This is a genomic window from Streptomyces zingiberis (assembly GCF_012034935.1).
GTDB classification, from domain to species: Bacteria; Actinomycetota; Actinomycetes; order Streptomycetales; family Streptomycetaceae; genus Streptomyces; species Streptomyces zingiberis.
Genome location: NZ_JAATEN010000001.1, coordinates 318314 through 340325, shown reverse-complemented (window position 1 = coordinate 340325; position 22012 = coordinate 318314). Strand labels below are relative to the sequence as shown.

Genomic DNA, 22012 nt, shown 5'->3' with positions numbered 1-22012 from the left:
CCGACGTGAGCAGTTCCGCGAACACCACCACCATCGGACCGATGGGCGCGCCCAGCCGGCGCAACACCGAGCTGGCGCTGCTCGTCTTCGCCGTGCTCATCCCCGTCTTCGCCTACGTCAACGTCGGCCTGGCGAAGCAGGGGACGGTCCCGGCGGGCGTCCTCGGCTACGCCGGTGGCCTCGTCCTGCTGGCGGGCACGGCCCACCTCATGGTGCGCAAGTTCGCGCCGTACGCCGACCCCCTGATGCTGCCGATCGCCACCCTCCTCAACGGCCTGGGCCTGGTGCTCATCTGGCGGCTGGACCAGGAGCCGACGATCACCACCCCGGCGCTCGGCGGCGCGATGGCGCCCGGCCAGCTGATGTGGTCCACGATCGGGGTGGCCCTCTTCCTCGGTGTGCTGGTCTTCCTCAAGGACCACCGGGTGCTCCAGCGCTACACCTACATCTCCATGGTGGTGGCGCTGGTCCTGCTGATCCTGCCGATGTTCTTCCCGGCGCGGTACGGCGCCCGTATCTGGATCACCATCCCCGGGGTGGGCTCGCTCCAGCCGGGCGAGTTCGCCAAGATCATCATCGCGGTGTTCTTCGCCGGCTATCTGATGGTCAAGCGGGACGCGCTGGCGCTCGCGAGCCGGCGGTTCATGGGCATGTATCTGCCGCGCGGCCGGGACCTCGGACCGATCATCGTGATCTGGGCGCTCAGCCTGCTCATCCTGATCTTCGAGACCGACCTGGGCACCTCGCTGCTCTTCTTCGGTCTCTTCGTGATCATGCTGTACGTCGCCACCGAGCGCACCAGCTGGGTGGTCTTCGGCCTCACCCTCAGCGCCGTGGGCGCCGTCACGGTGGCGACCTTCGCCTCCCACGTCCAGCGCCGGGTCCACAACTGGCTCAACCCCCTCGATCTGCTGAACGGCGGGGTCACCGAGACCGCGCAGGCCATGTACACCTTCGGCGCGGGCGGCATCCTCGGCTCCGGGCTCGGCCAGGGCTACTCCCGCCTGATCGGCGGCATCGCCCCCAAGAGCGACTACATCCTGGCCACCGTGGGCGAGGAGCTGGGCCTCACCGGGGTCATGGCCGTGCTGATGCTCTACGCCCTGCTCATCGAGCGGGGCATGCGCACCGCCCTCGCCGCCCGTGACCCCTTCGGCAAGCTGCTCGCGGTGGGTCTCGCCGGCGCCTTCGCGCTCCAGGTCTTCGTGGTGGCCGGCGGCGTCACCGGCCTGATCCCGCTGACCGGCATGACCCTTCCGTTCCTCGCGCAGGGCGGTTCGTCCGTGATCGCCAACTGGGCGCTGGTCGCGATCCTGCTCCGGATCAGCGACACCGCCCGCCGCCCGGCGCCCGCCCCGGCACCGTCCACCGACGCCGAGATGACCCAGGTGGTCCGAACGTGAACAAGCCACTCCGCCGTGTCGCCATCTTCAGCGGGCTGCTGATCCTGGCCCTGCTCATCCGGGTGAACTGGGTGCAGTTCGTCCAGGCCGACGAATTGCAGAAGGACAAGCACAACCGCCGGGTCGCGATCGAGCGCTACAGCGTCCCGCGCGGCGACATCATCGTGGACGGCAAGGCCATCACGGGCTCCACCACCACCGACAGCGGCGACTTCAAGTACAAGCGCACCTACAAGGACGGCGAGATGTGGGCGCCGGTCACCGGCTACGCCTCCCAGGTCTACGACGCCAACCAGCTGGAGAAGCTGTACGACTCCATCCTCACCGGCAACGACGACCGGCTGTTCTTCACCCGCACGATCGACATGCTCACCGGCAAGGACCGAACCGGTGGCCAGGTCGTGACCACCCTCAACTCCAAGGCGCAGAAGGCCGCCTTCGAGGGCCTGGGCAACAAGAAGGGCGCCGTGGCGGCGATCAACCCGTCCACCGGGGCGATCCTCGCCCTCGCCTCCACGCCGAGCTACGACCCGTCCACCATCGCCGGCATGGGCAAGGAGGACGGCGAGAACTACCAGAAGCTGCTCGACGACCCCGACAAGCCGATGCACAACCGCGCGCTGCGCGAGACGTTCTTCCCCGGCTCGACGTTCAAGGTGGTCACCGCCGCGGCGGCGCTGGAGCACGGTCTGATCGACGACATCGACGACAAGACCGACACCCCCGATCCGTACATCCTCCCGGACACCCGGACCGAGCTGAAGAACGACGGCCCCCACCCGACCTGTGAGAAGGGCTCGCTGCGGGAGGCCCTGCGGGTCTCCTGCAACACCGTCTTCGGCAAGATGGGCGCCGACCTCGGCCGCGACAAGCTGGTGGAGACGGCCGAGAAGTTCGGCTTCAACAGCTCGGAGATCGACACCCCGGTACGGGCCGGCCGCAGCAACATCTCCACCGAGATGGACAAGCCGCAGACCGCCCTCTCCTCCATCGGCCAGTTCGAGACGGCCGCGACCCCGCTGCAGATGGCGATGGTCGCCGCGGCCGTCGCCAACGACGGCAAGCTGATGAAGCCGTACATGGTGGACGAGTTGCGGGCACCGAACCTCAGCGTCATCGAGCAGACCAGCCCCGAGGTGATGCACGAGCCGCTGTCCCCGGAGAACGCCCAGAAGCTCCAGCAGGCGATGGAGACCGTGGTCAACGACGGCACCGGCAGCCGGGCGAAGATCCCCGGGGTCACGGTCGGCGGCAAGACCGGTACCGCCCAGCGCGGTGTGGACAACAGCGAGAACCCGTACGCCTGGTTCATCTCCTACGCCAAGACGGGTGACGGCTCCCCGGTCGCGGTGGCCGTGGTCGTCGAGGACTCGGACGCCTCCCGGGGCGACATCAGCGGTGGCGGGCTGGCGGCCCCGATCGCCAAGGACGTCATGCAGTCCGTCCTCGACGGCAACGAGTGATCTCGGTCACGCCATGAAGCAATCCTCCCTTCTTGTCGTACCGGTCGTGTATCAGCTCGCCGGGACGCCCGGACCGCGTAAGACGCGCCGGGTACGGTATGCCCGGACAGCACACCGCCGGGCCCCATGTCGGTGCGGTCGGGAATGACGGAGAGGGCTGGAGAAGCTATGGAAGAGCCGCGTCGCCTCGGCGGCCGGTACGAGCTGGGCTCGGTGCTCGGCCGCGGTGGGATGGCCGAGGTCTACCTCGCCCACGACACCCGGCTCGGCCGCACCGTCGCTGTGAAGACGCTGCGGGTGGACCTCGCCCGCGACCCGTCGTTCCAGGCCCGGTTCCGCCGTGAGGCCCAGTCGGCCGCCTCCCTGAACCATCCGTCCATCGTCGCGGTCTACGACACCGGCGAGGACTACGTCGACGGTGTCTCCATTCCCTACATCGTGATGGAGTACGTCGACGGCTCGACCCTGCGCGAACTGCTCCACTCCGGACGCAAGCTGCTCCCCGAGCGGTCGCTGGAGATGACCATCGGCGTCCTCCAGGCGCTGGAGTACTCGCACCGCGCCGGCATCGTCCACCGCGACATCAAGCCCGCGAACGTCATGCTGACCCGCAACGGCCAGGTCAAGGTGATGGACTTCGGCATCGCCCGCGCCATGGGCGACTCCGGCATGACGATGACACAGACGGCCGCCGTCATCGGCACCGCGCAGTACCTCTCCCCCGAGCAGGCCAAGGGCGAGCAGGTCGACGCCCGCTCCGACCTCTACTCCACCGGCTGCCTCCTCTACGAACTCCTCACCGTCCGGCCGCCGTTCGTCGGCGACTCACCCGTGGCCGTCGCCTACCAGCACGTCCGCGAGGAGCCCCAGGCGCCGAGCACCTACGACCCCGAGATCACGCCCGAGATGGACGCCATCGTCCTCAAGGCGCTGACCAAGGACCCGGACTACCGCTACCAGTCGGCGGACGAGATGCGGGCCGACATCGAGGCCGCCCTCGACGGCCAGCCGGTGGCCGCCACCGCCGCCATGGGCGCGGTCGGCTACGGCGGCTACGGCTCCGACCAGCCGACCACCGCGATGCCCGCCCAGGGCGCGGGCGGGCAGGGCGGCATGCTGCCGCCGCCACGCGACGACGACGGCGGCTTCGGCTACGACGAGCGGCCCGACCGGCGCCGCGGCGGCGCCAGGAAGACCAGCACCTCGACGATCCTTCTGGTCGTCGCTGCCGTCCTGGTCCTGGTGGGCGCCATCTTCATCGGGCGGATCATCTTCGCCGGGGACAACTCCGACAAGGACGTCTCGGCGCCCAACCTGATCGGGAAGTCCTTCGAGGAGGCCGGCGACCGGGCGGCCAACGTCGATCTGGAGATCGCCAAGGGCGGTACCGAGACCTGTGAGGACGGTGGGAAGAACACCGTCACCAAGCAGTCCCCCGAGCCCGAGACCGACATGCCCAAGGGCGACACCATCACCGTGACGCTCTGCTCCGGACCGGCGCCGATCGCGATTCCGGACCTCATCGGGGCCACGTACGAGGACGCCAAGTCCGAACTGGAGGACAAGGGCTTCGAGAACGTCCAGCGCAAGGACGTCGTCTCGGAGCGCACCCCGGGCACGGTCATCGAGCAGTCCCCGGACGCCGGCAGCAAGCGGGCCAAGAATGTGACGATCACCCTCTCCGTCGCCAAGGAGGCGGACAAGTCCACCGTGCCCGACCTCACCGGGAAGACGCCGGACGAGGCCAAGGGCATCCTCGACGAGGCCGGTCTGGTGCTCGGCGACCAGAGCGAGGTCGACTCCGACGCCAAGGCGGGCACCATCGTCGGCCAGAGCTTCCAGGCGGGCGAGCAGGTCGCGGCGGGCTCCACGGTCAACGTCCAGGTGGCCAAGGAGAGCGAGAAGGTCAAGGTGCCCGGCGGTCTGCGCGGCCAGAAGGTCAAGGCGGTCCGCGAGCAGCTGGAGGGTCTCGGCCTGGGCGTCGCCTTCGTGGAGGGCTCCCCGCAGGACGACAACGCCACGGTCATCGCCATCCAGCCCGGTGAGGGGCAGGAGCTGAAGAAGGGCGAGCAGGTGACGCTGGCCACCGTCGCCGGCGGCCCCGGCGGCGGTCCGGGCGGCGGCAACAACGGCGGCGGTGACAACGGCGGCGGCTTCGGCGGCTTCTTCGGCGGCACCGACGGCTAGCGGCACCGGGCCGGCCCCTGGAGGGGCACCGGCCCGGCCGTCCCCCGCCCGCCACGGCGAACCGTACGGGCGGGAGGCGGCAGGCGGAGACGGTGCGCGGGAGCCCCGGCACCCCTTCCAGGGGGCCGGGGCTCCCGTGCGTCGTCCCCCGGCCACGCGTCGGCCGTGAACGGTGAGGCCGGGCCTCCGTGGCCCGCGGCCCCGGCCCTGTGAAGCGGCTCCCGCTCGGGCTCCCGCGGGCGTTCCGGCGGGTGCGGCGCCGAGTCCCGCCTGGGCGCGGTTTCCGCTGGGCGGCGGTTCCGTGCGTGCGTCCGTCCGCCGGCGTCCGGCTCCCCGTCCCGCCCGGGCGGCCCTCCCGGACCCCCGGGCCCCGGGCCCGGGCCCCGGGATGTTCCAGGGAGGTCAGCGCAGCTCCGCGGGCGGCGTACGCTCCGCGTCAACCTTCTCCGTGCGCTCGAGTTCCGCCCACACGATGTAGCGGTAGTCCGAGGTGAAGATGGGGGTGCAGGTCGTCAGCGTGAGGTAACGGCCCGGCTCCTTCTTCCCCGACCCCTTGGGGACGTCGGCGAGCACCTCCACGTTGTACTTGGAGGTCTCCGGGAGCGAGGCGAAGACCTTGTAGACGTACCAGGTGTCCCGGGTCTCGAAGACCACCGGGTCGCCGTTCCGCACCTTGTGGATGTTGTGGAACTTGGCGCCGTGCCCGTCCCGGTGGGCGGCGAGGGAGAAGTTGCCCTTCTCCTTCCAGGGCATCGCGGCCTTCACCGGGTCCGTGTAGTAGCCGGCCACCCCCGCGTTGAGGGCCTTGGCGGAGGTGCCCTTGGTGACGAGGATCTCGCTCTCCTCCATCGCCGGCACATGGAGGAAGCCGATGCCCTTGCCCGTGTCGAGCGGGCCCGGGCCGCCGGCCCAGCGGTCCCGCACCTCCGCGCCCCTGCGGCCGGCCTCGCGGTCGGCCAGCACATTGGTCCACCAGAGGGAGTAGGCGACGAAGAGCGCCAGCACCACCCCCGCGGTGATCAGCAACTCACCGACCACACCGGCCGCGGTGGCGATCCGGCCGCGCCGTCGCGGCCGTCCGGGCCGGGGCTCCCCCGGGTGCCCCGCCTGCTTCTGCTGTTCGGTTGTCGCTGCCACGGCGTCCCCGTTGCTCGATCCACCCGGCCCGTCACCGGTCCGGTCCCACCCCCGGTGCTCAGCCCGGTGCTCGGCCCCTCAGCCCTTCAGGCCCTCAGCCCACGAGCGCGTCGGGCTTGCCCTCGCTCCGCGGCCTCTCGTCGACCATCTTCCCCCAGACGATCATCCGGTACGTACTGGTGAACTCCGGAGTGCAGGTGGTCAGGGTGACGTAGCGGCCGGGCTCGGTGAACCCGGACTGCTTGGGCACCGGTTCGATCACACTGATGTTGGACGGCGGGGTCTGCGGGAGGATGCTCGCCATCGCGTAGATGTAGAACGTGTCCCGCGTCTCGACGATGATCTCGTCACCCGGCTTCAGCTTGTTGATGTACCGGAACGGCTCGCCGTGGGTGTTGCGGTGGCCGGCGACCGCGAAGTTGCCCGTCTCGTCCCAGGGCATCGCCGTCTTGAGCTTGCCCTCGGCGTAGTGACCGGCCAGGCCGCGGTCGAGCACCTTGTGCTTGTCGATGCCCTCGGCGATGGGGACCTTGACGTCCAGCTTGGGGATGTACATGATCGCGAAGCCCTCACCGGGCGAGAAGGCGCCCGGGTCCCGCTTGTCGACCTTCTCGTCGCCCTCGTCCCACTGCTTCTGGAGGTTGCTCGCGGTGCCTCCGGCCTGCTGCCCGGCGAGCACGTTCGTCCACCAGAGCTGGTAGGTGACGAAGAGCAGCATCAGCACGCCGAGCGTGATGAAGGTCTCGCCGAGGAACCGGCTGGCGATGATCCCCGGACTGTCCTTGCGGGCCCGCTCCAGCCGGCGGGCCTCCAGCCGGGAGCGCGGGGCGGTGGTGGCGCTGCCGGGGCCGGGGCCGGCGCCGCCGGTGCCCCCGGCGGCCGGGCTCGCCGCGGTGTCCGGCGGGGGCGCCGCTCCGCCGGTCCGCCGCGCCCGCCGCCCGCCGCCATGGCGGCTGCTCCCGTGCCGTCCGCCGCTCTGCGCGGCCCGGCGGCGGGCCGCCCGCCCGCCCGCGGCCGGCGTCCCGCCGTCCACGGCAGGTGCGGCGGGTTCGGCGGGGTCCACCGCGGGCGCCGCCGGGAGCCGCAGGGCCACCGTCTCCTCGTCCACGGGCGGCGGGGCGGGTTCCGGCCCGGCCGTGCGGCCGGTGGCGGGAGCGGGCACGGTGGCGGGAGCCGGGGCGGGTCCGGGAGCCGGCACGGGGGCGGGGATCCGGGCGGTGGGTGGCTCGGCCGTGGCACCGGAGGCGGCGGCCCGCCCGGCCCCGAACGCGGTGTGCGTCCGCCGCACCGCCTCCTCGCCCTCCAGGTCCCAGGGCGCCGGTCTGCCCCCGTAGGAGCCGGCGGACGGGCCGCCGTAACCGTCGTCGGCGGCCCCCTCGGGCCGTCTCTCCCCGCCGGCCTGCGCGATCTGGCTGACGGTCCGGAAGGCGGCGCTCCGGGGATAGGCCTCGGCGGGGAACTCCTCGTGCGCGCGGTGCGGCCGCGCGGCCGGGGGCGCGTACGGATCGTCGTACCCCCCGGCCGCGGGGGCCGCGGCGTGCGTCTCCCCGTGGCCCGGCGGCGGGGGGCCGGGACGGGGCCCCGGCAGCGGACCACCGAGGGGATCGGCCGCCGCCGCGCCGCGGTGCCGGCCCCCCTCCGGCGCGTACCCGGTGGCCCCGGCGGATCCGGTGAGCGGCGCCGGCGCCCCGGCTCCGCCGGTGTCGTACACGGCGCGGGCGCTGTCCCGCTCCGGACGGATCGCGGTCACGCGACGGCCTTGCCGACCACCGGCGCGAGACCCACCGACCGTTCCACCGCCCCGGTGTCCCCGCACTCCACGAGCCAGTTGGCCAGCATCCGGTGCCCTCCTTCGGTGAGCACCGACTCCGGGTGGAACTGCACGCCCTCGACGAGGAGTTCACGGTGGCGCAGCCCCATCGCGATCCCGCGCTCCGGCCCCTCGTCCCCGGTCCATGCGGTGATCCGCAGTTCGGGCGGCACACTGCCCCGCTCCACCGCGAGCGAGTGGTATCGGGTGGCCGTGAAAGGGGAGGGCAGGCCCTGGAAGACGCCCTCGCCGGTGTGGCGCACCAGGGAGGTCTTGCCGTGCAGCAGCTCCGGGGCGCGGCCGACGACCCCGCCGAAGGCCACCGCCATGGACTGCAGCCCCAGGCAGACGCCGAAGACCGGGAGACCCCGCGCGGCGCAGTGCCGCACCATCTCCACGCAGACACCCGCCTCCTCGGGGGTGCCGGGGCCGGGGGAGAGGAGCACCCCGTCGAAGCCGTCCCCGGCGTGCTCGGGCGTCACCTCGTCGTTCCGCACCACCTCGCACTCCGCGCCGAGCTGGTAGAGGTACTGGACGAGGTTGAAGACGAAGCTGTCGTAGTTGTCCACCACGAGAACACGCGCGCTCACCGGGAACCACCCCCGTTGTCGACCGTCACATCACCGAACGGCAGCAGCGGCTCGGCCCACGGAAACACGTACTGGAACAGCACGAAGACGATCGCCAGCGAGAGCACGAGCGAGACCAGCGCCCGCACCCACGTGTTCCCCGGCAGATGCCGCCAGATCCAGCCGTACATGCTGACCCTTTCCGATCGGTGCACCGACCAGAGTAAGGGTGATCGCCCCTCAGGCGTGGGCCAGCCGGGGAATGTACCCCTTCCGGTTACCGCTTGGCCCGCCCGGCCCCCCCGGTGACCGCCGCGGGCCATCCGCCCAGGGGGCGCGGAGCCGGGCCGGGGAGCCGGAGCGCCCGGGGCGCCCGGGGCGTGGGTGCCGTCAGCCGCTCTCCGGGCCGTCCACCGGGGTGGCGTGCTGGAGGTCCACGGTGCCGGAGTGGCCGGGCAGGGTCACCGCGCCGTGCTTCTCCACCTTCCAGCCCAGGCCGTAGGCGTCCACGTAGCGCAGGTAGTTCTCGATGTCGGGGGAGTCGTCCAGCGCCCGCTGCAGCCCCGCCGTGTCACCGACCGCCGTGACGACGTACGGCGGCGAGTAGACCCGGCCCTGGAGGATCAGGGTGTTGCCGACGCAGCGGACGGCGCTGGTGGAGATGAGCCGCTGGTCCATGACCCGGATGCCCCGCGCGCCGCCCGCCCAGAGGGCGTTGACGACGGCCTGGAGGTCCTGCTGGTGGATGACGAGGTCGTTGGGCTGGGGGTCGGGGATCCCCGGGGTGCGCGCCGTGGCGTCCGGCGGGGCGTCGGTCAGGGTGACGGTCAGGCCGGGGCCGCCGACCTCCGCGGTGCCGGCGTCCCGTTCCAGCCCTTTGAGCGCCCGGTCCTGGGCCTTGGTGGAGCCGTCGTCGCGCTGGGCGAGCCGGTCGACCTCGGAGCGCACGGCGGCCGTCTCCTCGTCGAGCCGGGCGTTCTCACGGCTGCGTTCCCCGATGAGGTCGGAGAGTTCGAGAAGGGAGTCGTCGGTGCGGAGGTTGGTACCCTGAGCCGTATCGAAACTCGTCCAGAACAGCAGGCCGGCGAGGGCGAAGACGCCTGCCGTGAGGAGCCGCGCCGGGCGCGGTCCCGAACGCCGGGGCGCGGGGCCGTGGGGCTCGGGGGCGGGATCCGCCGGATTGCTCACCGTACCCTTATCTCCTTCGAAGCCGCGGAAGCACTACGCTAACGGACGCGCCCGGGGGAGCAAGTGTCCCCGTCGCTCTCGACCGGCCGGCAGCCCAGACCCCGGCCCGGCCGTCCAGCGCATCGACAGGAGAGTCTCTCGTGCCGAAGTCACGTATCCGCAAGAAGGCCGACTTCACGCCGCCTCCGGCGAAACAGACCACCATAAAGCTGTCGAGCGGACGCAGCTGGGTCGCGCCGCTGATGCTGGCCCTGTTCCTGATCGGGCTGGCCTGGATCGTGGTGTTCTATGTGACCACCGGCGACATGCCGGTCAAGTCCCTCGGCAACTGGAACATCGTGGTGGGCTTCGGGTTCATCGCGGCGGGCTTCGTGGTCTCCACGCAGTGGAAGTAGCGGACGCGAGCCGTGTGGTCAAGCTTTGACCACACGTTGTCCACAGAGTTATCCACAGCAGGGGAAAAGATATGAAGAGCTGTGGATAACCACCCCGGGTGAGCCACCGGCAGGACCGTCACCTTGTCCTACGACTCTCCCCGCGGGTCGCAAAGGTGCAGGTCAGTGGGGTATCGCCGGAGCCTCCCCGGCTCGCGGCGCACCCTATGCACAAGATCCCCCACCCGCTGTGGACAACAGTGCGAGACATCCGCGGGCAGGCACCTGGCCGGGGTGAACGGCCCAGGAAGAACGGCCCAGGAAGAACGGGCCGGGGTGAGCGGGCCGGGGACGGCAGCCGTGGGCGCGGGCCGGCCGGGTCACGGCCGGGGGCCGGGCATCAGCCCACGAGCTGCAGGGTCCGCACCCCCACCACCACGGCGATCACCAAGAGCAGCACCCCGCAGGTGGCCCACTGGACCAGCGTCCGCCGGCCCCGCGGGGCGTGCACCATTCCGTACGCCACCGCGGCGCCGGTGACCAGGCCGCCGATGTGCGCCTGCCAGGCGATGCCCGTCCAGGTGAAGGTGATCAGCAGGTTCAGCGCCAGCAGGATGGCCACCGGCCGCAGATCCTGGTTCATCCGCCGCATCAGTACGACGGTGGCCCCGAGCAGGCCGAAGATCGCCCCCGATGCGCCCAGCGAGGGCTGGTTGCCCGCGGCGAGCAGATACGACAGGGCACTGCCGCCGAGGGCGGAGAGCAGGTAGAGCGCCAGATAGCGGACCCGGCCGAGGGCCGCCTCCAGCGGGCCGCCGAGCCACCACAGGCCCAGCATGTTGAACGCGATGTGCAGGGGCTCCTGGTGCAGGAAGGCCGAGGTCAGCAGGCGGTACACCTCGCCGTCGGCGACACCGATCACCCGGCCGTCGGTGCCCACGGCCAGGCCCAGCATGTCGAGGGCCTCCACGAAGCGGTCCCCCGCCGCCAGCGCGAGGGCCCAGATCGCCACGTTCATGCCCAGCAGGATCTTGGTCACCAGCCGCGGATCGGCCGTCTGCACCCCGCCCGCCAGGGTGCGCGGCCGGTTGGCGCCGGGCGCGTGCCCGGTACCCGCGCCGGTGCGGACGCACTCCGGGCACTGGAAGCCGACGGCGGCACTGATCATGCAGTCCGGGCAGATGGGGCGTTCGCAGCGGACACAGCTGATGCCGGTCTCCCGGTCCGGGTGGCGGTAGCAGCCGGGCAGGCCGCTCCCCGTGACGGGCCGCTCCGGGCTCCCTGGCGCCTGCTCCATCGTTCCCCCTCGGTCCCCGGGTCCCGGTGTGTGCGGTGTCTGCGGTGTGCGGTCCGCGGCCGGCGGTCTGCGGCCGGATTCGGCCGTCACCCCTGTTTACGAGCGGCCCCGCCCGCGGGTTCCGCCCGGCCGCCCCCGCGGGGGCCGGGCCGCCCCCGCCCCGGGATACGGGACGGGCGGGCGGCCCCGGCTCCGCCGCGCGCGGGCGTCAGCCCTCGCGGGACTCGACGACGACCGACTCGATCACCACGTCCTGCACCGGACGGTCGGTGCGCGGGTTGGTGGCGGTGGCCGCGATGGCGTCCACCACCTTCTGCCCGGCCGGGTTCGCGACCTCACCGAAGATGGTGTGCTTGCCCGTGAGCCAGGTCGTCGCGCCGACGGTGATGAAGAACTGCGAGCCGTTGGTGCCCGGGCCGGCGTTCGCCATGGCCAGCAGGTAGGGCCGGTCGAAGGAGAGGTCCGGGTGGAACTCGTCGCCGAACTCGTACCCGGGGCCGCCGGTGCCGTTGCCCAGGGGGTCACCGCCCTGGATCATGAAGCCGCTGATCACACGGTGGAACACGGTGCCGTCGTAGAGCTTGTCGCTCGTCTTCCGGCCGGTCGCGGGGTTCGTCCACTCCCGCTCGCCCCGGGCGAGCTCGACGAAGTTCTTCACCGTCTTCGGCGCGTGGTCCGGCAGCAGCCGCACCTCGATGTCTCCGTGATTGGTCTTGAGGGTGGCATAGAGCTGCTCGGCCACGATCTGCCTTCCTGACGTTCTCGCTGACGTCCCCGATCCTCCCACGGCCCGCCCCGGACCGACGAGTGCCCGCCGCCCCGGCGGCTTCCGCGCCCCACCCGGATGCCCGTCAGCGCATGCCCCGCCCGGCCGCCGCGGGCATGATCTCTACTCGGGTGGAAAGGCGAAGTGCGTCCTGACTGGGGGATCCCCCAGGCCCCCGTGTACCACCACCGAGGAGGAGGATCCCGTGACACGCATCGACGGCGTGCGCGCCGCGACCGACACCGCCAAGGAGGGCGTGCTGCACGCGGCGGAGGTCGTGGCGCCGTACGCCGGCACGGCCAAGCACCAGGCCGCGCACTACGCACACGAGGCGCGGGTCCGGCTGGCGCCCAAGGTGGCGCAGGCCACCCAGCACGCCAGAACGACCCTGCAGCCGCGGCTCGACCAGGCACGGGGCGCCCTCCCGCCGAAGGTCGACCTCGCCGCCCAGAAGGCGGCCGTCCGGGCCCGGCAGGCCGCCGACTACGCCGTGCCCCGGGTGGAGCACGCCGTGGCCGAGGCGCTCACCGCGTCCGAGCCGGCCCGTGCCGAGGCGGCCGCCCGCAGCGCCGCCGCCCTGGCCGCGCTCCGCGGCCAGGTGACCCCGGCGGAGATCCAGCAGGTGCTCAAGAAGCGCCGGCGCCGGATCCGCAACGGCCGTCTCGCCAAGCGGGCCCTCGTCCTCGGGCTGCTCGCCGGCGGCGCCGTGGCCGCCTGGAAGTGGTGGGACAAGCAGGCCAACCCGGACTGGCTGGTCGAGCCCCCCGCCGCGACCGAACTCGGTGAGAAGGCTCCGCTGGGCACCGGCGAGCAGGCCGAGCTCGACGCCGAACTCCGGTCGAACCAGAGCGGCGCCGCGGACGCCGGGGCGGAACCCGCCCGGAAGGGCGCCGGGGACGGCGACGGCAAGAGCTGAGCGCACGCCCCCGGCCGCGCGGCGGCCGTACGCGGCCATGAGCGGCCGTACGGGGTCCGCGCGGCGAACGCGCCGCGGAACGGCGGGAGACGACCGGGACGGCCCGGGTCTCCCGCCGTTCGCGCGCCCGCTCACGCACGGCCCGCGGAGAGGAACCGGCGCACGGAGGCCCGGGAGGGCGCCGCCCCGATGCGTTTCGCAAACCGGCGGTCCTTGAGCCGTGGCCCGCGCCGGGACGACCGCGCGGGCCACGCCAGGTGCGGGAACCGGATCGGCCCCGGCACAGCGGCCGGCACAGTGGTCGGCACAATGGTCGACAAAAACCCCCTGACCTGCGCTTCCGCACGCCAGGGGGTTGTCGAACGGTGGAGCCTAGGGGAGTCGAACCCCTGACATCTGCCATGCAAAGACAGCGCTCTACCAACTGAGCTAAGGCCCCGTGGAGGGCGGCGTCCCTCCCCCCGGGCGGCGTGCGCGCGGGCGGCGTGGCGACACCACCGCCGACAAGAGTACCGGGTTCCGGGAGCACTTCCCGCAGCGGGACGGGGACTCCCGATCGCCGGTCACGCTCCGTAGGATGGCCGCGCGAGGTTCGCAGCAGCGAAGGGGAGTCGCCATGGAAGCAGCACAGCAGGAGGCCACCGCCAGAGCCCGTGAGATGCAGCGGAGCTGGTACGGGGAGCCGCTGGGGGCGCTCTTCCGGCGGCTCATCGACGACCTCGGGCTGAACCAGGCCCGGCTCGCCGCTGTGCTGGGCCTCTCGGCGCCCATGCTGTCGCAGCTCATGAGCGGCCAGCGGGCCAAGATCGGCAACCCGGCCGTGGTGCAGCGGGTCCAGGCCCTCCAGGAGCTGGCGGCCCAGGTCGCCGACGGCAGCGTGAGCGCCGCCGAGGCGGCGGAGCGCATGGACGAGATCAAGAGGAGTTCGGGCGGCTCCGTGCTCACCCCCACCGGTTCGCAGACCACCGCCAGTTCGGGCGCTCCCACCGTCCGGCGCGTGGTGCGGGAGATCCAGTCGCTGCTGCGCTCCGTCGCCGCCGCCGGTGACATCATCGAGGCCGCCGAGACGCTCGCCCCCTCCCAACCCGAACTCGCGGAGTTCCTCCGGGTGTACGGTGCCGGACGGACCGCCGAGGCGGTGGCCCACTACGAGGCGCACCAGAGCTGACCGGCCCTGCCGGTGAGGGGGTGACACGGCGCGATGGGTGAACTCTTCGCCGGCCGGTACGAACTGGTCGACCCGATCGGCCGGGGCGGGGTCGGCGCCGTCTGGCGCGCCTGGGACCAGCGGCGGCGCCGCTACGTGGCGGCCAAGGTGCTCCAGCAGCGGGACGCCCACACCCTGCTGCGGTTCGTCCGCGAACAGGCGCTGCGCATCGACCACCCCCATGTGCTGGCCCCGGCGAGCTGGGCCGCCGACGACGACAAGATCCTGTTCACCATGGACCTGGTGCGCGGGGGCTCGCTGGCCCACCTCATCGGCGACTACGGGGCGCTGCCACCGCGTCATGTCTGCGTCCTGCTCGACCAGTTACTCGCCGGGCTGACCGCGGTGCACGCCGAGGACGTCATCCACCGGGACATCAAGCCCGCCAACATCCTGCTGGAGGCCACCGGCACCGGACCACCGCATCTGCGCCTCTCCGATTTCGGCATCGCCATGCGCAAGGGCGAGCCGAGACTCACCGAGACGGACTACGTGGTGGGCACCCCGGGGTACTTCGCCCCCGAGCAGATCCTGGGCGCGGAACCGGACTTCCCCGCCGACCTGTTCGCCACGGGACTGCTCGCGCTCTATCTGCTGACCGGGCAGAAACCGGACGCCGAGGCGCTCGTCGAGCGTTTCCTCGCCCAGGGGGTGCCGGACGCCCCCGCCGAGGTGCCCCGTCCGCTCTGGCAGGTGATCGCCGGGTTGCTGCAACCGGACCCGGCCGTCCGCTTCCGTACGGCCACCGGCGCGCGCAAGGCGCTGGCGAGCGCCGTCGATCTGCTGCCGGAGAGCGCGGAGGGCGAGGAGACCGTCGAGGTCTTCGACCATCTCGGGCCGCTGCCCGAGGGGTTCGGGCCGGACGGGCCGCTGCGCCGGCGGACCGGAGGGACCGGCCCGGCGGCCGGGCCCGTTGCACCGCGGCCGCCCGGCGCGCCAGGCGGACCGGGGCCCCAGGGAGGCCGCGCCTACGCGGAGGACTCCGCGCCCGGCGACGGCGGATTTCCCCTCGCGCCACCGGCGCATACGGGCGGCGCCACGCCGCCGCCACCCGCCGCACCACCACTCCCCACGACCCCGGCCACTCCGCCGGGATCCCCCGCCACCCCGCCCGCCGCTCCCCTCCACCCGCCCGGGAACCGTCACGCGCCGCCGACCCCGTTCGTCACGGCGGCGGAGCGGCCCCCCGTGTTCCCCGGCGCGGCACCGGCGGAGCCCGGACCGGGGTACGGCTACCCCGGCCCGCCACCGGCCCGGACGGTGGAGCCCGGCCCCGGCTGGGGCTCCGTTCCGCCCGGCGCCGTGGCCGCCGCCGGCCCGCCACCGCCGGTGGACCCCGCCGGTTTCTCCCAGGCCACGACCGCGAGCGCACGGGCCGAGCACCCCGCCGGCCACACGCCTTCTCCCCACCCCACAGCCCACGCCCTCTCTCCCCAGCCCACAGCCCACACCCCCTCTCCCCACCCCACAGCCCACCCGGTTTATCCCCACCCCGCCGGCCCGCCCGGGCCGCTCGCCGGTGTCCCGGCTCCGGCGCGGCGGCCGGGACCGCCCGCGCGGGTCGCCGTCCCGGTGCTGCTGCTCGCGATGGTGTGCTACGCCGTCGGCATCTGGGCACTGGCCGGGAGCTGACCGGCCAGGCTCACGGAGCGGCCGGCGGCCGTCCTCCCGCGGACGCCGGAGCCGCGCGGACGCCCGGCGGTCGCGGTGGGGCCGGTTTTCCGGGCGCCTCGTGACAGCCCGCCCGGGACCCCCCGGACCGCGTGGGCCCCGGCCGGCGCGCGAGGGGGCGCGCCGCCGGCGGTGTTGCGGTCACGGGTCCGTCCGCGAGCGGTGCGGGTCGACCGCCCCGGCCCGTGCCGTCGCGCGACGGCACGGCCGCGTTCCCCGGCATCCGACCCCCGGGCCCCCGGTCCCCGGCCGCCGGGTTCCGTGGGCTCGGCGCGCGCTCCGGCGCGCGGTGGGTGGCCGCTCAGCGGCCGGAGCGCCGCCGGTGCCGGCCGGGCGCGACCGGGGGCGGGGTGTCCCCGGAGTGCCCGCCCGGTTCCGGCGCGGGCCCCGGGACCGGGTACGGCCCGGACGCCCCGGCGTCCGCCGGCGCCCCGGCCGCGCGGCGCCGGGCGGCCAGCGTCCACAGTCCCAGTCCGAACAGCAGCGCCGTGCCGGCGCCGAGCCCCGCGAAGCCGATCACCTGCCGGGGGCCGCTCCCCGGGGCGTCCGGTTCACCTGCGCCGCCGGCGGCCCGGCTCTCCGTGGGCCGGACGGCGGCCGGGCCGCCCTCCGCCGCCGCTTTCCGGTCGGCGTCGGTGACGGCGAAACCGGCCGCGGCGGCGTCCCCCGTGTAGTCCGGTCCCTCCCCCGCCTCCCCCTCGACCGCGAGCCGCAGCCGGAAGTCCGCGCCCTCCGCGGCCTCGGAGGTCAGGCCGACCGCCACGTGGTACCAGCCGGCGAAGCGCATCTCCTCCACCTTGGCGACACTGCTGAACCGGTGGGAGAAGAGCGCGGGCGCGGTGGCGAACCGCAGTTCCTTGGGCCGTCCGTCGACGGCCGCGCTCTCGTCGTGCACGGGGGCGCGGGCGGTGTTGAACAACCGCAGCTCCAGCCCGCCGCCGAGGTAGGCGTCCGCTCCGTCACCGGGCACCGTACCGGCCGTCTCCACGGAGACGCCGAGCCGCTGCCCCCAGTCCACCGGGATCCGGTAGAAGAGCGTCTGCCCGGGCTCCACCCGGTCCTGCCACATGCCGCCGCCCACCGGGCGGGCGTCGTTGAAGCCGGTACCGCCCCGGGTCCGCCGGGGGATGCCGCCGGTGGCGGCCGGGGGATCGTCCGGCCACTCGACGCTGCCCTCGGGGGCGGTGGCCGCGTCACGGGCCCCCGGCTCCGTCATGAAGGCGAGTTCCAGCGGCCACTCCCCCGGGGTCGCGCCGCCGACGCGCTCCACGGTGAGGAGGTACGAACCGGCGCCCTGGCAGCTCGCGTCGGGCCGGACGAGCCGGGAGGCGGCGGCGGCGACCGGCCTGCCGAAACCACCCTGGCCCGCCGTGCTGCGCATGCCGTCGCACCGGGCGCCGTCGGCGCTCCGTAACGTCACCTCGATCCCGTCGCCGAAGGCCGGCCGGGAGGCGGGCTCCAGCGCGGCGACCGCGGAGAGATGGGCGTTGACCGTCGCGTCCAGCCGCACCCGGTAGTGGAGGGTCTCGGCCGCGGCGATGGTGTCGGTGTACATCCGCCGGGCCGTCAACTCCGGCGCCGCCGCCTCAGTTGCGCCGCCGGTCACCGGTTCGGCGCTGTCCGACATCCGGTAGGGGGAGGGCTCGGCCGCTCCGTCCGCGGTGGCGGGCGGCGCCCACGCGACGGCGGTCACCGCCGCGGCCAGCGCCGCCACCGCGGTGAGTCCGGCGCGTGCCCGGCCGACCTGCCTCATCCCCCGCCGCCCTTCGTCGTCACCGGCCGCCCCTCGTCCCCATGGCCCCGGAAGTCCCCGGAAGACGGCCGTACGAGGATGCACGGGGCCGCCCACGGCCGTCTGCGGCCGTCCGAGGTCATACGAGGACGTAGCGTACGGCGGTGACGGGCGCGGGCGGGCCGCCTTCCGGCGACCGGTGCGCCATCTCCCCGTCACCGCCGGCCCGGGAACTCCCCGTCACACCCACGCCGGAACATTTGCGAATGCAGCCTATTTATTTGCCGACGCAACCTCAAGAGGAGAGCCGGCCCGGAACAGCACGGAACCCCGGACGCTTTCGTCCGGGGTTCGTACAGACTCGTTTCGCCGGAGGCTTCTCAGGCACCGGAGCCCGAACCTGCGGGCACGGAGTCGGTGGCCTCCGTCCACAGGTCCTGCTCGGCGCGGTCCGCCTGAATCTGGCGGTACACAAGGAGCCCGCCAACGGCGGCCAGTGCGACCAGGAGCAGCTTCTTCACCGCGCTACCTCGTCCTTCTTGACGTAGGGGACCTCTGGCGCCCGACTATACACACCGGCCGATACCGGCCGTTGCCCTCCGCCGTGGCACCCCAAACCCCTTGCGCGGAAACGTGAATCGGCCCGGACGGAGAGCCGTCCGGGCCGTTTCGGGGAGGTGGGGCTAACAGGACTTGAACCTGTGGCCTCTTCCTTATCAGGGAAGCGCTCTAACCGTCTGAGCTATAGCCCCGCGCTGCCCCTGAACATTAGCGCACACCGGGCCAGGTCCCAAAATCGGTTCGGGGTGGTGATCCCGCCCCCGGGCCCGCCCCGCGGACCGCTCGGCGCGGCCGGCGGACGGCCCCGGGGGCGGGGCCGTCACTCGTCCTCGGCGAGCGTCAGCTCGACGCCCCCGACGAACCCCGCGGACAGGTTGTAGACGAAGGCGCCGAGCGTCGCCAGCGCCGTGGCCAGCACCACGTCGATCACCGCGATCACGGAGGTGAACATCAGCACCCGCGGCAAGGACAGGAAGCCCTCCAGGTCGAAGCCGCCCTCCCCCTCCGCGGCACCGGTCGCCTGGCCGATCGTCTCGCCCACGGTGGAGAACACCCCCATGGCGTCCAGCACCATCCACAGCACCGACACCGCGGCGATCGTGCAGACGCCGAGGGCGATGGAGAGCAGGAAGCCGACCTTCATCACCGACCACGGGTCGGCCTTGGCCACCCGCAGCCGCGCCTTACGGGTACGCGGCACCGGACGGGCGCCCGCCCCGGTGCGCGGCCGCCGCACCGGCTGCCCCTGGCCGGCCCGGCCCGGCTGCTCCGGCACCGCGCCCGGGCGCGACTCGCCGGGCGAGGCGTAAGCGTGCGGCGGGTGGTACGGCTCCGCCGGCTGCTGCGGATAGGGCTGGTGCGCGTCCGTCACCGCGGTGTTCCCCCCGGAAGGCGTCCCCGCCGGGTACCCGGCGGGCTGCGGGCCGGCGGGGCCACGGGCACCACCCGCCCCGGTGTGCCCCGGGGGAACGTCCCGCCCGTCGGTCCCCGCCGTGTCACCCGTTCCGGTGCCCGTGGCTCCACTCACGGCCTACTCCTCTTGGCTTCCGGCCGAGGACTGCCCGCCCTCGGCCGCCTCGGGCTCGGACGACCCGGCCGCGTCGGCGATCTCCTCGACCTCTTCGGCGGCCCGTCCGGCCTCGGCATTCCGGGCGATACCGACCACGGCATCGCGCTTGCCCAGGTTGATCAGTTGAACGCCCATGGTGTCACGGCCCGTCTCCCTGACCTCGTCGACCCGTGTCCGGATCACACCGCCGCCCAGCGTGATGGCGAGGATCTCGTCGCTCTCCTCGACCACCAGAGCGCCCACCAGCGATCCGCGGTCCTCCACGATCTTGGCGGCCTTGATGCCGAGGCCGCCGCGGCCCTGGACGCGGTACTCGTCGACGTTCGTCCGCTTCGCGTAACCACCGTCGGTGGCGGTGAAGACGAACGTACCGGGCCGGACGACATTCATCGAGAGGAGTTCGTCGGTCTCGCGGAAGCTCATGCCCTTCACGCCCGAGGTGGCCCGCCCCATCGGGCGAAGTGTCTCGTCCGAGGCGGTGAACCGGATCGACTGCGCCTTCCTGCTGATCAGCAGCAGGTCGTCGGTCGCCGACACCAGTTCCGCGCCGATCAGCTCGTCCTCGTCCCGGAGGTTGATGGCGATGACGCCGCCGGAGCGCGGGGAGTCGTAGTCCTTCAGCGGGGTCTTCTTCACCAGCCCGGACTTCGTCGCCAGCACCAGGTACGGCACCGCCTCGTAGTCGCGGACCGCCAGGATCCGGGCGATCTTCTCGTCCGGCTGGAAGGCCAGCAGATTCGCCACGTGCTGGCCGCGGGCGTCCCGCCCGGCGTCCGGCAGCTCGTACGCCTTGATCCGGTAGACCCGCCCCTTGTCCGTGAAGAACAGCAGCCAGTGGTGGGTGGTGGAGACGAAGAAGTGGTCGACGATGTCGTCCTGCTTGAGCTTGGTGCCCCGGACGCCCTTGCCACCGCGCTTCTGCGAGCGGTAGTCCTCGGTCTTGGTGCGCTTCACGTAGCCGCCACGGGTGATCGTGACGACGATGTCCTCCTCGGCGATCAGGTCCTCGATGGACATGTCACCCTCGAAGGGCACCAGCTTGCTGCGCCGGTCGTCGCCGAACCGCTCGACCAGCGCCGTCAGCTCGTCGCTCACGATCTGGCGCTGGCGCTCCGGGGAGGCCAGGATCGCGTTGTAGTCGGAGATCTTCGCGAGCAGGTCGTCGTGCTCCGCGGTGATCTTCTGCCGCTCCAGGGCGGCCAGCCGGCGGAGCTGCATCTCCAGGATGGCGTTGGCCTGGATGTCGTCGATCTCCAGCAGCCCGCGCAGGCCCTGGCGGGCCGTCTCGACCGTGTCGCTGCGCCGGATCAGCGCGATGACCTCGTCGATCGCGTCCAGCGCCTTGAGCAGACCGCGCAGGATGTGCGCCCGCTCCTCGGCCTTCCGCAGCCGGAAACGGGTCCGGCGGACGATGACCTCGATCTGGTGGGCCACCCAGTGCCGGATGAAGGCGTCCAGGGAGAGCGTGCGGGGCACGCCGTCCACCAGGGCCAGCATGTTGGCGCCGAAGTTGGTCTGCAGATCGGTGTGCTTGTAGAGGTTGTTGAGGACGACCTTGGCGACCGCGTCCCGCTTCAGGACGATGACCAGCCGCTGACCGGTGCGCGAGGAGGTCTCGTCACGGACGTCCGCGATGCCGCCGACCCGCCCGTCCTTCACCAGGTCGGCGATCTTCTGCGCGAGGTTGTCCGGGTTGACCTGGTACGGGAGTTCCGTCACCACCAGGCACTGCCGGCCCTGGATCTCCTCGACCTCCACCACGGCCCGCATGGTGATGGAACCACGGCCCGTCCGGTACGCCTCCTCGATGCCCTTACGGCCCACGACGAGCGCACCGGTCGGGAAGTCCGGCCCCTTGATCCGCTCGACCAGCGCGTCCAGCAGCTCCTCGCGGGAGGCGTCCGGGTGGTCCAGCGCCCACTGCGCCCCGGCCGCCACCTCACGGAGGTTGTGCGGCGGGATGTTGGTGGCCATGCCGACCGCGATCCCCGCCGAGCCGTTGATCAGCAGATTGGGGAAGCGGGACGGCAGGACCGTCGGCTCCTGGTTGCGGCCGTCGTAGTTGTCCTGGAAGTCGACGGTGTCCTCGTCGATGTCCCGGAGCATCTCCATGGACAGCGGCGCCATCCGGCACTCGGTGTACCGCATGGCCGCGGCCGGGTCGTTGCCCGGCGAGCCGAAGTTGCCGTTGCTGTCGACGAGCGGCAGCCGCATCGACCAGGGCTGCGCCAGGCGGACCAGCGCGTCGTAGATCGAGGAGTCGCCGTGCGGGTGGTACGTGCCCATGACGTCGCCGACGACGCGGGCGCACTTGTAGTACCCCTTCTCCGGCCGGTAGCCGCCGTCGTACATGGCGTACAGCACCCGTCGGTGCACCGGCTTGAGCCCGTCACGGACGTCGGGCAGCGCGCGCGACACGATGACGGACATCGCGTAGTCGAGATAACTGCGCTGCATCTCCGTCTCCAGGCCCACGGGCTCGACCCGCATGCCAACACCCTCGATGGCGACGGGATCACCCTCGGGGGAGACGGGGACGGGGACGGCGGGGCCGCCTTCGGACGGAGGTGGGGTCACGTCGGCCATGCTGGTCGGAGTCCTTTCGAGGTACGGCGCCGCGGGGCCGGCCCGGGCAGGGGCCGGCGGGCCGCGGGGAGATCCG

Annotated in this window: 18 protein-coding genes and 2 tRNA genes; 7 read left to right on the top strand and 13 right to left on the bottom strand. The window is 72.8% G+C overall.

The genetic code is table 11. From position 1 onward, the window contains the following. Window positions 1-41 precede the first annotated feature (41 nt). From HCK00_RS01490 to pknB, 3 genes are all read left to right on the top strand, one after another. The gene (locus HCK00_RS01490) at window positions 42-1403 is read left to right on the top strand and encodes an FtsW/RodA/SpoVE family cell cycle protein (RefSeq protein WP_168100012.1); all 1362 of its coding nucleotides are present in this window, start codon (window positions 42-44) and stop codon (window positions 1401-1403) included. Then, window positions 1400-2866 (top strand): peptidoglycan D,D-transpeptidase FtsI family protein, encoded by a 1467-nt coding sequence (locus tag HCK00_RS01485; RefSeq protein ID WP_168099862.1) that lies wholly within the window; start codon window positions 1400-1402, stop codon window positions 2864-2866. Before HCK00_RS01490 ends, HCK00_RS01485 begins: the two co-directional genes overlap by 4 nt. A gap of 168 nt (window positions 2867-3034) precedes the next feature. Next, entirely contained in the window at window positions 3035-5053 is a 2019-nt protein-coding gene (pknB, locus tag HCK00_RS01480; RefSeq protein ID WP_168099861.1) for a Stk1 family PASTA domain-containing Ser/Thr kinase, read from the top strand. A 402-nt stretch (window positions 5054-5455) separates the two neighbouring features. Here pknB and HCK00_RS01475 read toward each other — a convergent pair whose 3' ends face one another. From HCK00_RS01475 to HCK00_RS01455, 5 genes are all read right to left on the bottom strand, one after another. Beyond that, window positions 5456-6190 carry a class E sortase gene (locus tag HCK00_RS01475; RefSeq protein WP_168099860.1) on the bottom strand — a complete coding sequence of 245 codons (735 nt, stop codon included), beginning with the start codon at window positions 6188-6190 and terminating at the stop codon, window positions 5456-5458. Window positions 6191-6284: 94 nt separating this feature from the next. Next, window positions 6285-7940: a class E sortase gene (locus HCK00_RS01470; RefSeq protein ID WP_311765093.1), complete on the bottom strand. Its 1656-nt coding sequence runs from the start codon at window positions 7938-7940 to the stop codon at window positions 6285-6287. Continuing rightward, on the bottom strand, window positions 7937-8590 hold the full coding sequence (locus HCK00_RS01465; RefSeq protein WP_168099859.1) for an aminodeoxychorismate/anthranilate synthase component II: 654 nt from the start codon (window positions 8588-8590) through the stop codon (window positions 7937-7939). Before HCK00_RS01465 ends, HCK00_RS01470 begins: the two co-directional genes overlap by 4 nt. Further along, window positions 8587-8784, bottom strand: coding sequence for a hypothetical protein (locus tag HCK00_RS01460; protein WP_168099633.1), 198 nt, complete (start codon window positions 8782-8784; stop codon window positions 8587-8589). The genes HCK00_RS01465 and HCK00_RS01460 overlap by 4 nt, the downstream gene beginning before the upstream one ends. A 175-nt stretch (window positions 8785-8959) precedes the next feature. Continuing rightward, window positions 8960-9757, bottom strand: coding sequence for a DUF881 domain-containing protein (locus HCK00_RS01455; RefSeq protein ID WP_168099858.1), 798 nt, complete (start codon window positions 9755-9757; stop codon window positions 8960-8962). 140 nt (window positions 9758-9897) lie between these two features. On the opposite strand from HCK00_RS01455, the gene crgA reads away from it, so the two are divergent. Further along, complete coding sequence (gene crgA / locus HCK00_RS01450) at window positions 9898-10152, top strand: cell division protein CrgA (RefSeq protein WP_168099857.1); 255 nt, start codon at window positions 9898-9900, stop codon at window positions 10150-10152. 379 nt (window positions 10153-10531) lie between these two features. Here the strand turns inward: crgA and HCK00_RS01445 are convergent, their stop codons facing one another. Together HCK00_RS01445 and HCK00_RS01440 are read right to left on the bottom strand one after the other, a co-directional pair. Further along, window positions 10532-11428, bottom strand: coding sequence for a rhomboid family intramembrane serine protease (locus HCK00_RS01445; protein WP_168099856.1), 897 nt, complete (start codon window positions 11426-11428; stop codon window positions 10532-10534). A 208-nt stretch (window positions 11429-11636) separates the two neighbouring features. Next, entirely contained in the window at window positions 11637-12170 is a 534-nt protein-coding gene (locus tag HCK00_RS01440; protein WP_168099855.1) for a peptidylprolyl isomerase, read from the bottom strand. Between the two features lie 229 nt (window positions 12171-12399). Between HCK00_RS01440 and HCK00_RS01435 the strand changes: the two genes are divergently transcribed. Then, window positions 12400-13110 (top strand): DUF5324 family protein, encoded by a 711-nt coding sequence (locus tag HCK00_RS01435; protein ID WP_168099854.1) that lies wholly within the window; start codon window positions 12400-12402, stop codon window positions 13108-13110. Window positions 13111-13476: 366 nt separating this feature from the next. Here HCK00_RS01435 and HCK00_RS01430 read toward each other — a convergent pair. Then, window positions 13477-13549, bottom strand: a tRNA-Ala gene (locus HCK00_RS01430). 177 nt (window positions 13550-13726) lie between these two features. Between HCK00_RS01430 and HCK00_RS01425 the strand changes: the two genes are divergently transcribed. Together HCK00_RS01425 and HCK00_RS01420 are read left to right on the top strand one after the other, a co-directional pair. Beyond that, window positions 13727-14278, top strand: a complete 552-nt coding sequence (locus tag HCK00_RS01425; protein WP_168099853.1) for a helix-turn-helix domain-containing protein — start codon at window positions 13727-13729, stop codon at window positions 14276-14278. A gap of 33 nt (window positions 14279-14311) precedes the next feature. Beyond that, the gene (locus tag HCK00_RS01420; RefSeq protein WP_168099852.1) at window positions 14312-15949 is read left to right on the top strand and encodes a serine/threonine-protein kinase; all 1638 of its coding nucleotides are present in this window, start codon (window positions 14312-14314) and stop codon (window positions 15947-15949) included. Window positions 15950-16289: 340 nt separating this feature from the next. Here HCK00_RS01420 and HCK00_RS01415 read toward each other — a convergent pair whose 3' ends face one another. The 5 genes from HCK00_RS01415 to gyrA form a co-directional block, all read right to left on the bottom strand. Continuing rightward, a complete protein-coding gene (locus HCK00_RS01415) occupies window positions 16290-17741 on the bottom strand; it encodes a hypothetical protein (protein WP_168099851.1) in 1452 nt (483 codons plus the stop codon). A gap of 359 nt (window positions 17742-18100) precedes the next feature. Then, window positions 18101-18241: a DLW-39 family protein gene (locus HCK00_RS27165; RefSeq protein ID WP_311765092.1), complete on the bottom strand. Its 141-nt coding sequence runs from the start codon at window positions 18239-18241 to the stop codon at window positions 18101-18103. A 157-nt stretch (window positions 18242-18398) separates the two neighbouring features. Then, a tRNA-Ile gene (locus HCK00_RS01405) sits at window positions 18399-18472 on the bottom strand. A 128-nt stretch (window positions 18473-18600) separates the two neighbouring features. Further along, window positions 18601-19308 (bottom strand): DUF3566 domain-containing protein, encoded by a 708-nt coding sequence (locus tag HCK00_RS01400; RefSeq protein WP_375781894.1) that lies wholly within the window; start codon window positions 19306-19308, stop codon window positions 18601-18603. A 3-nt stretch (window positions 19309-19311) separates the two neighbouring features. Next, window positions 19312-21936 carry a DNA gyrase subunit A gene (gyrA, locus tag HCK00_RS01395; protein WP_168099849.1) on the bottom strand — a complete coding sequence of 875 codons (2625 nt, stop codon included), beginning with the start codon at window positions 21934-21936 and terminating at the stop codon, window positions 19312-19314. Window positions 21937-22012: the final 76 nt, after the last annotated feature.

Bases quoted from the DNA above. Each gene is read 5' to 3' on its own strand.
- HCK00_RS01490 (WP_168100012.1), top strand. From the start codon at position 42: ATGGGCGCGCCCAGCCGGCGCAACACCGAGCTGGCGCTGCTCGTCTTC.
- pknB (WP_168099861.1), top strand. From the start codon at position 3,035: ATGGAAGAGCCGCGTCGCCTCGGCGGCCGGTACGAGCTGGGCTCGGTG.
- HCK00_RS01445 (WP_168099856.1), bottom strand. From the start codon at position 11,428: ATGGAGCAGGCGCCAGGGAGCCCGGAGCGGCCCGTCACGGGGAGCGGC.
- HCK00_RS01425 (WP_168099853.1), top strand. From the start codon at position 13,727: ATGGAAGCAGCACAGCAGGAGGCCACCGCCAGAGCCCGTGAGATGCAG.
- HCK00_RS01420 (WP_168099852.1), top strand. From the start codon at position 14,312: ATGGGTGAACTCTTCGCCGGCCGGTACGAACTGGTCGACCCGATCGGC.
- HCK00_RS01415 (WP_168099851.1), bottom strand. From the start codon at position 17,741: ATGAGGCAGGTCGGCCGGGCACGCGCCGGACTCACCGCGGTGGCGGCG.
- gyrA (WP_168099849.1), bottom strand. From the start codon at position 21,936: ATGGCCGACGTGACCCCACCTCCGTCCGAAGGCGGCCCCGCCGTCCCC.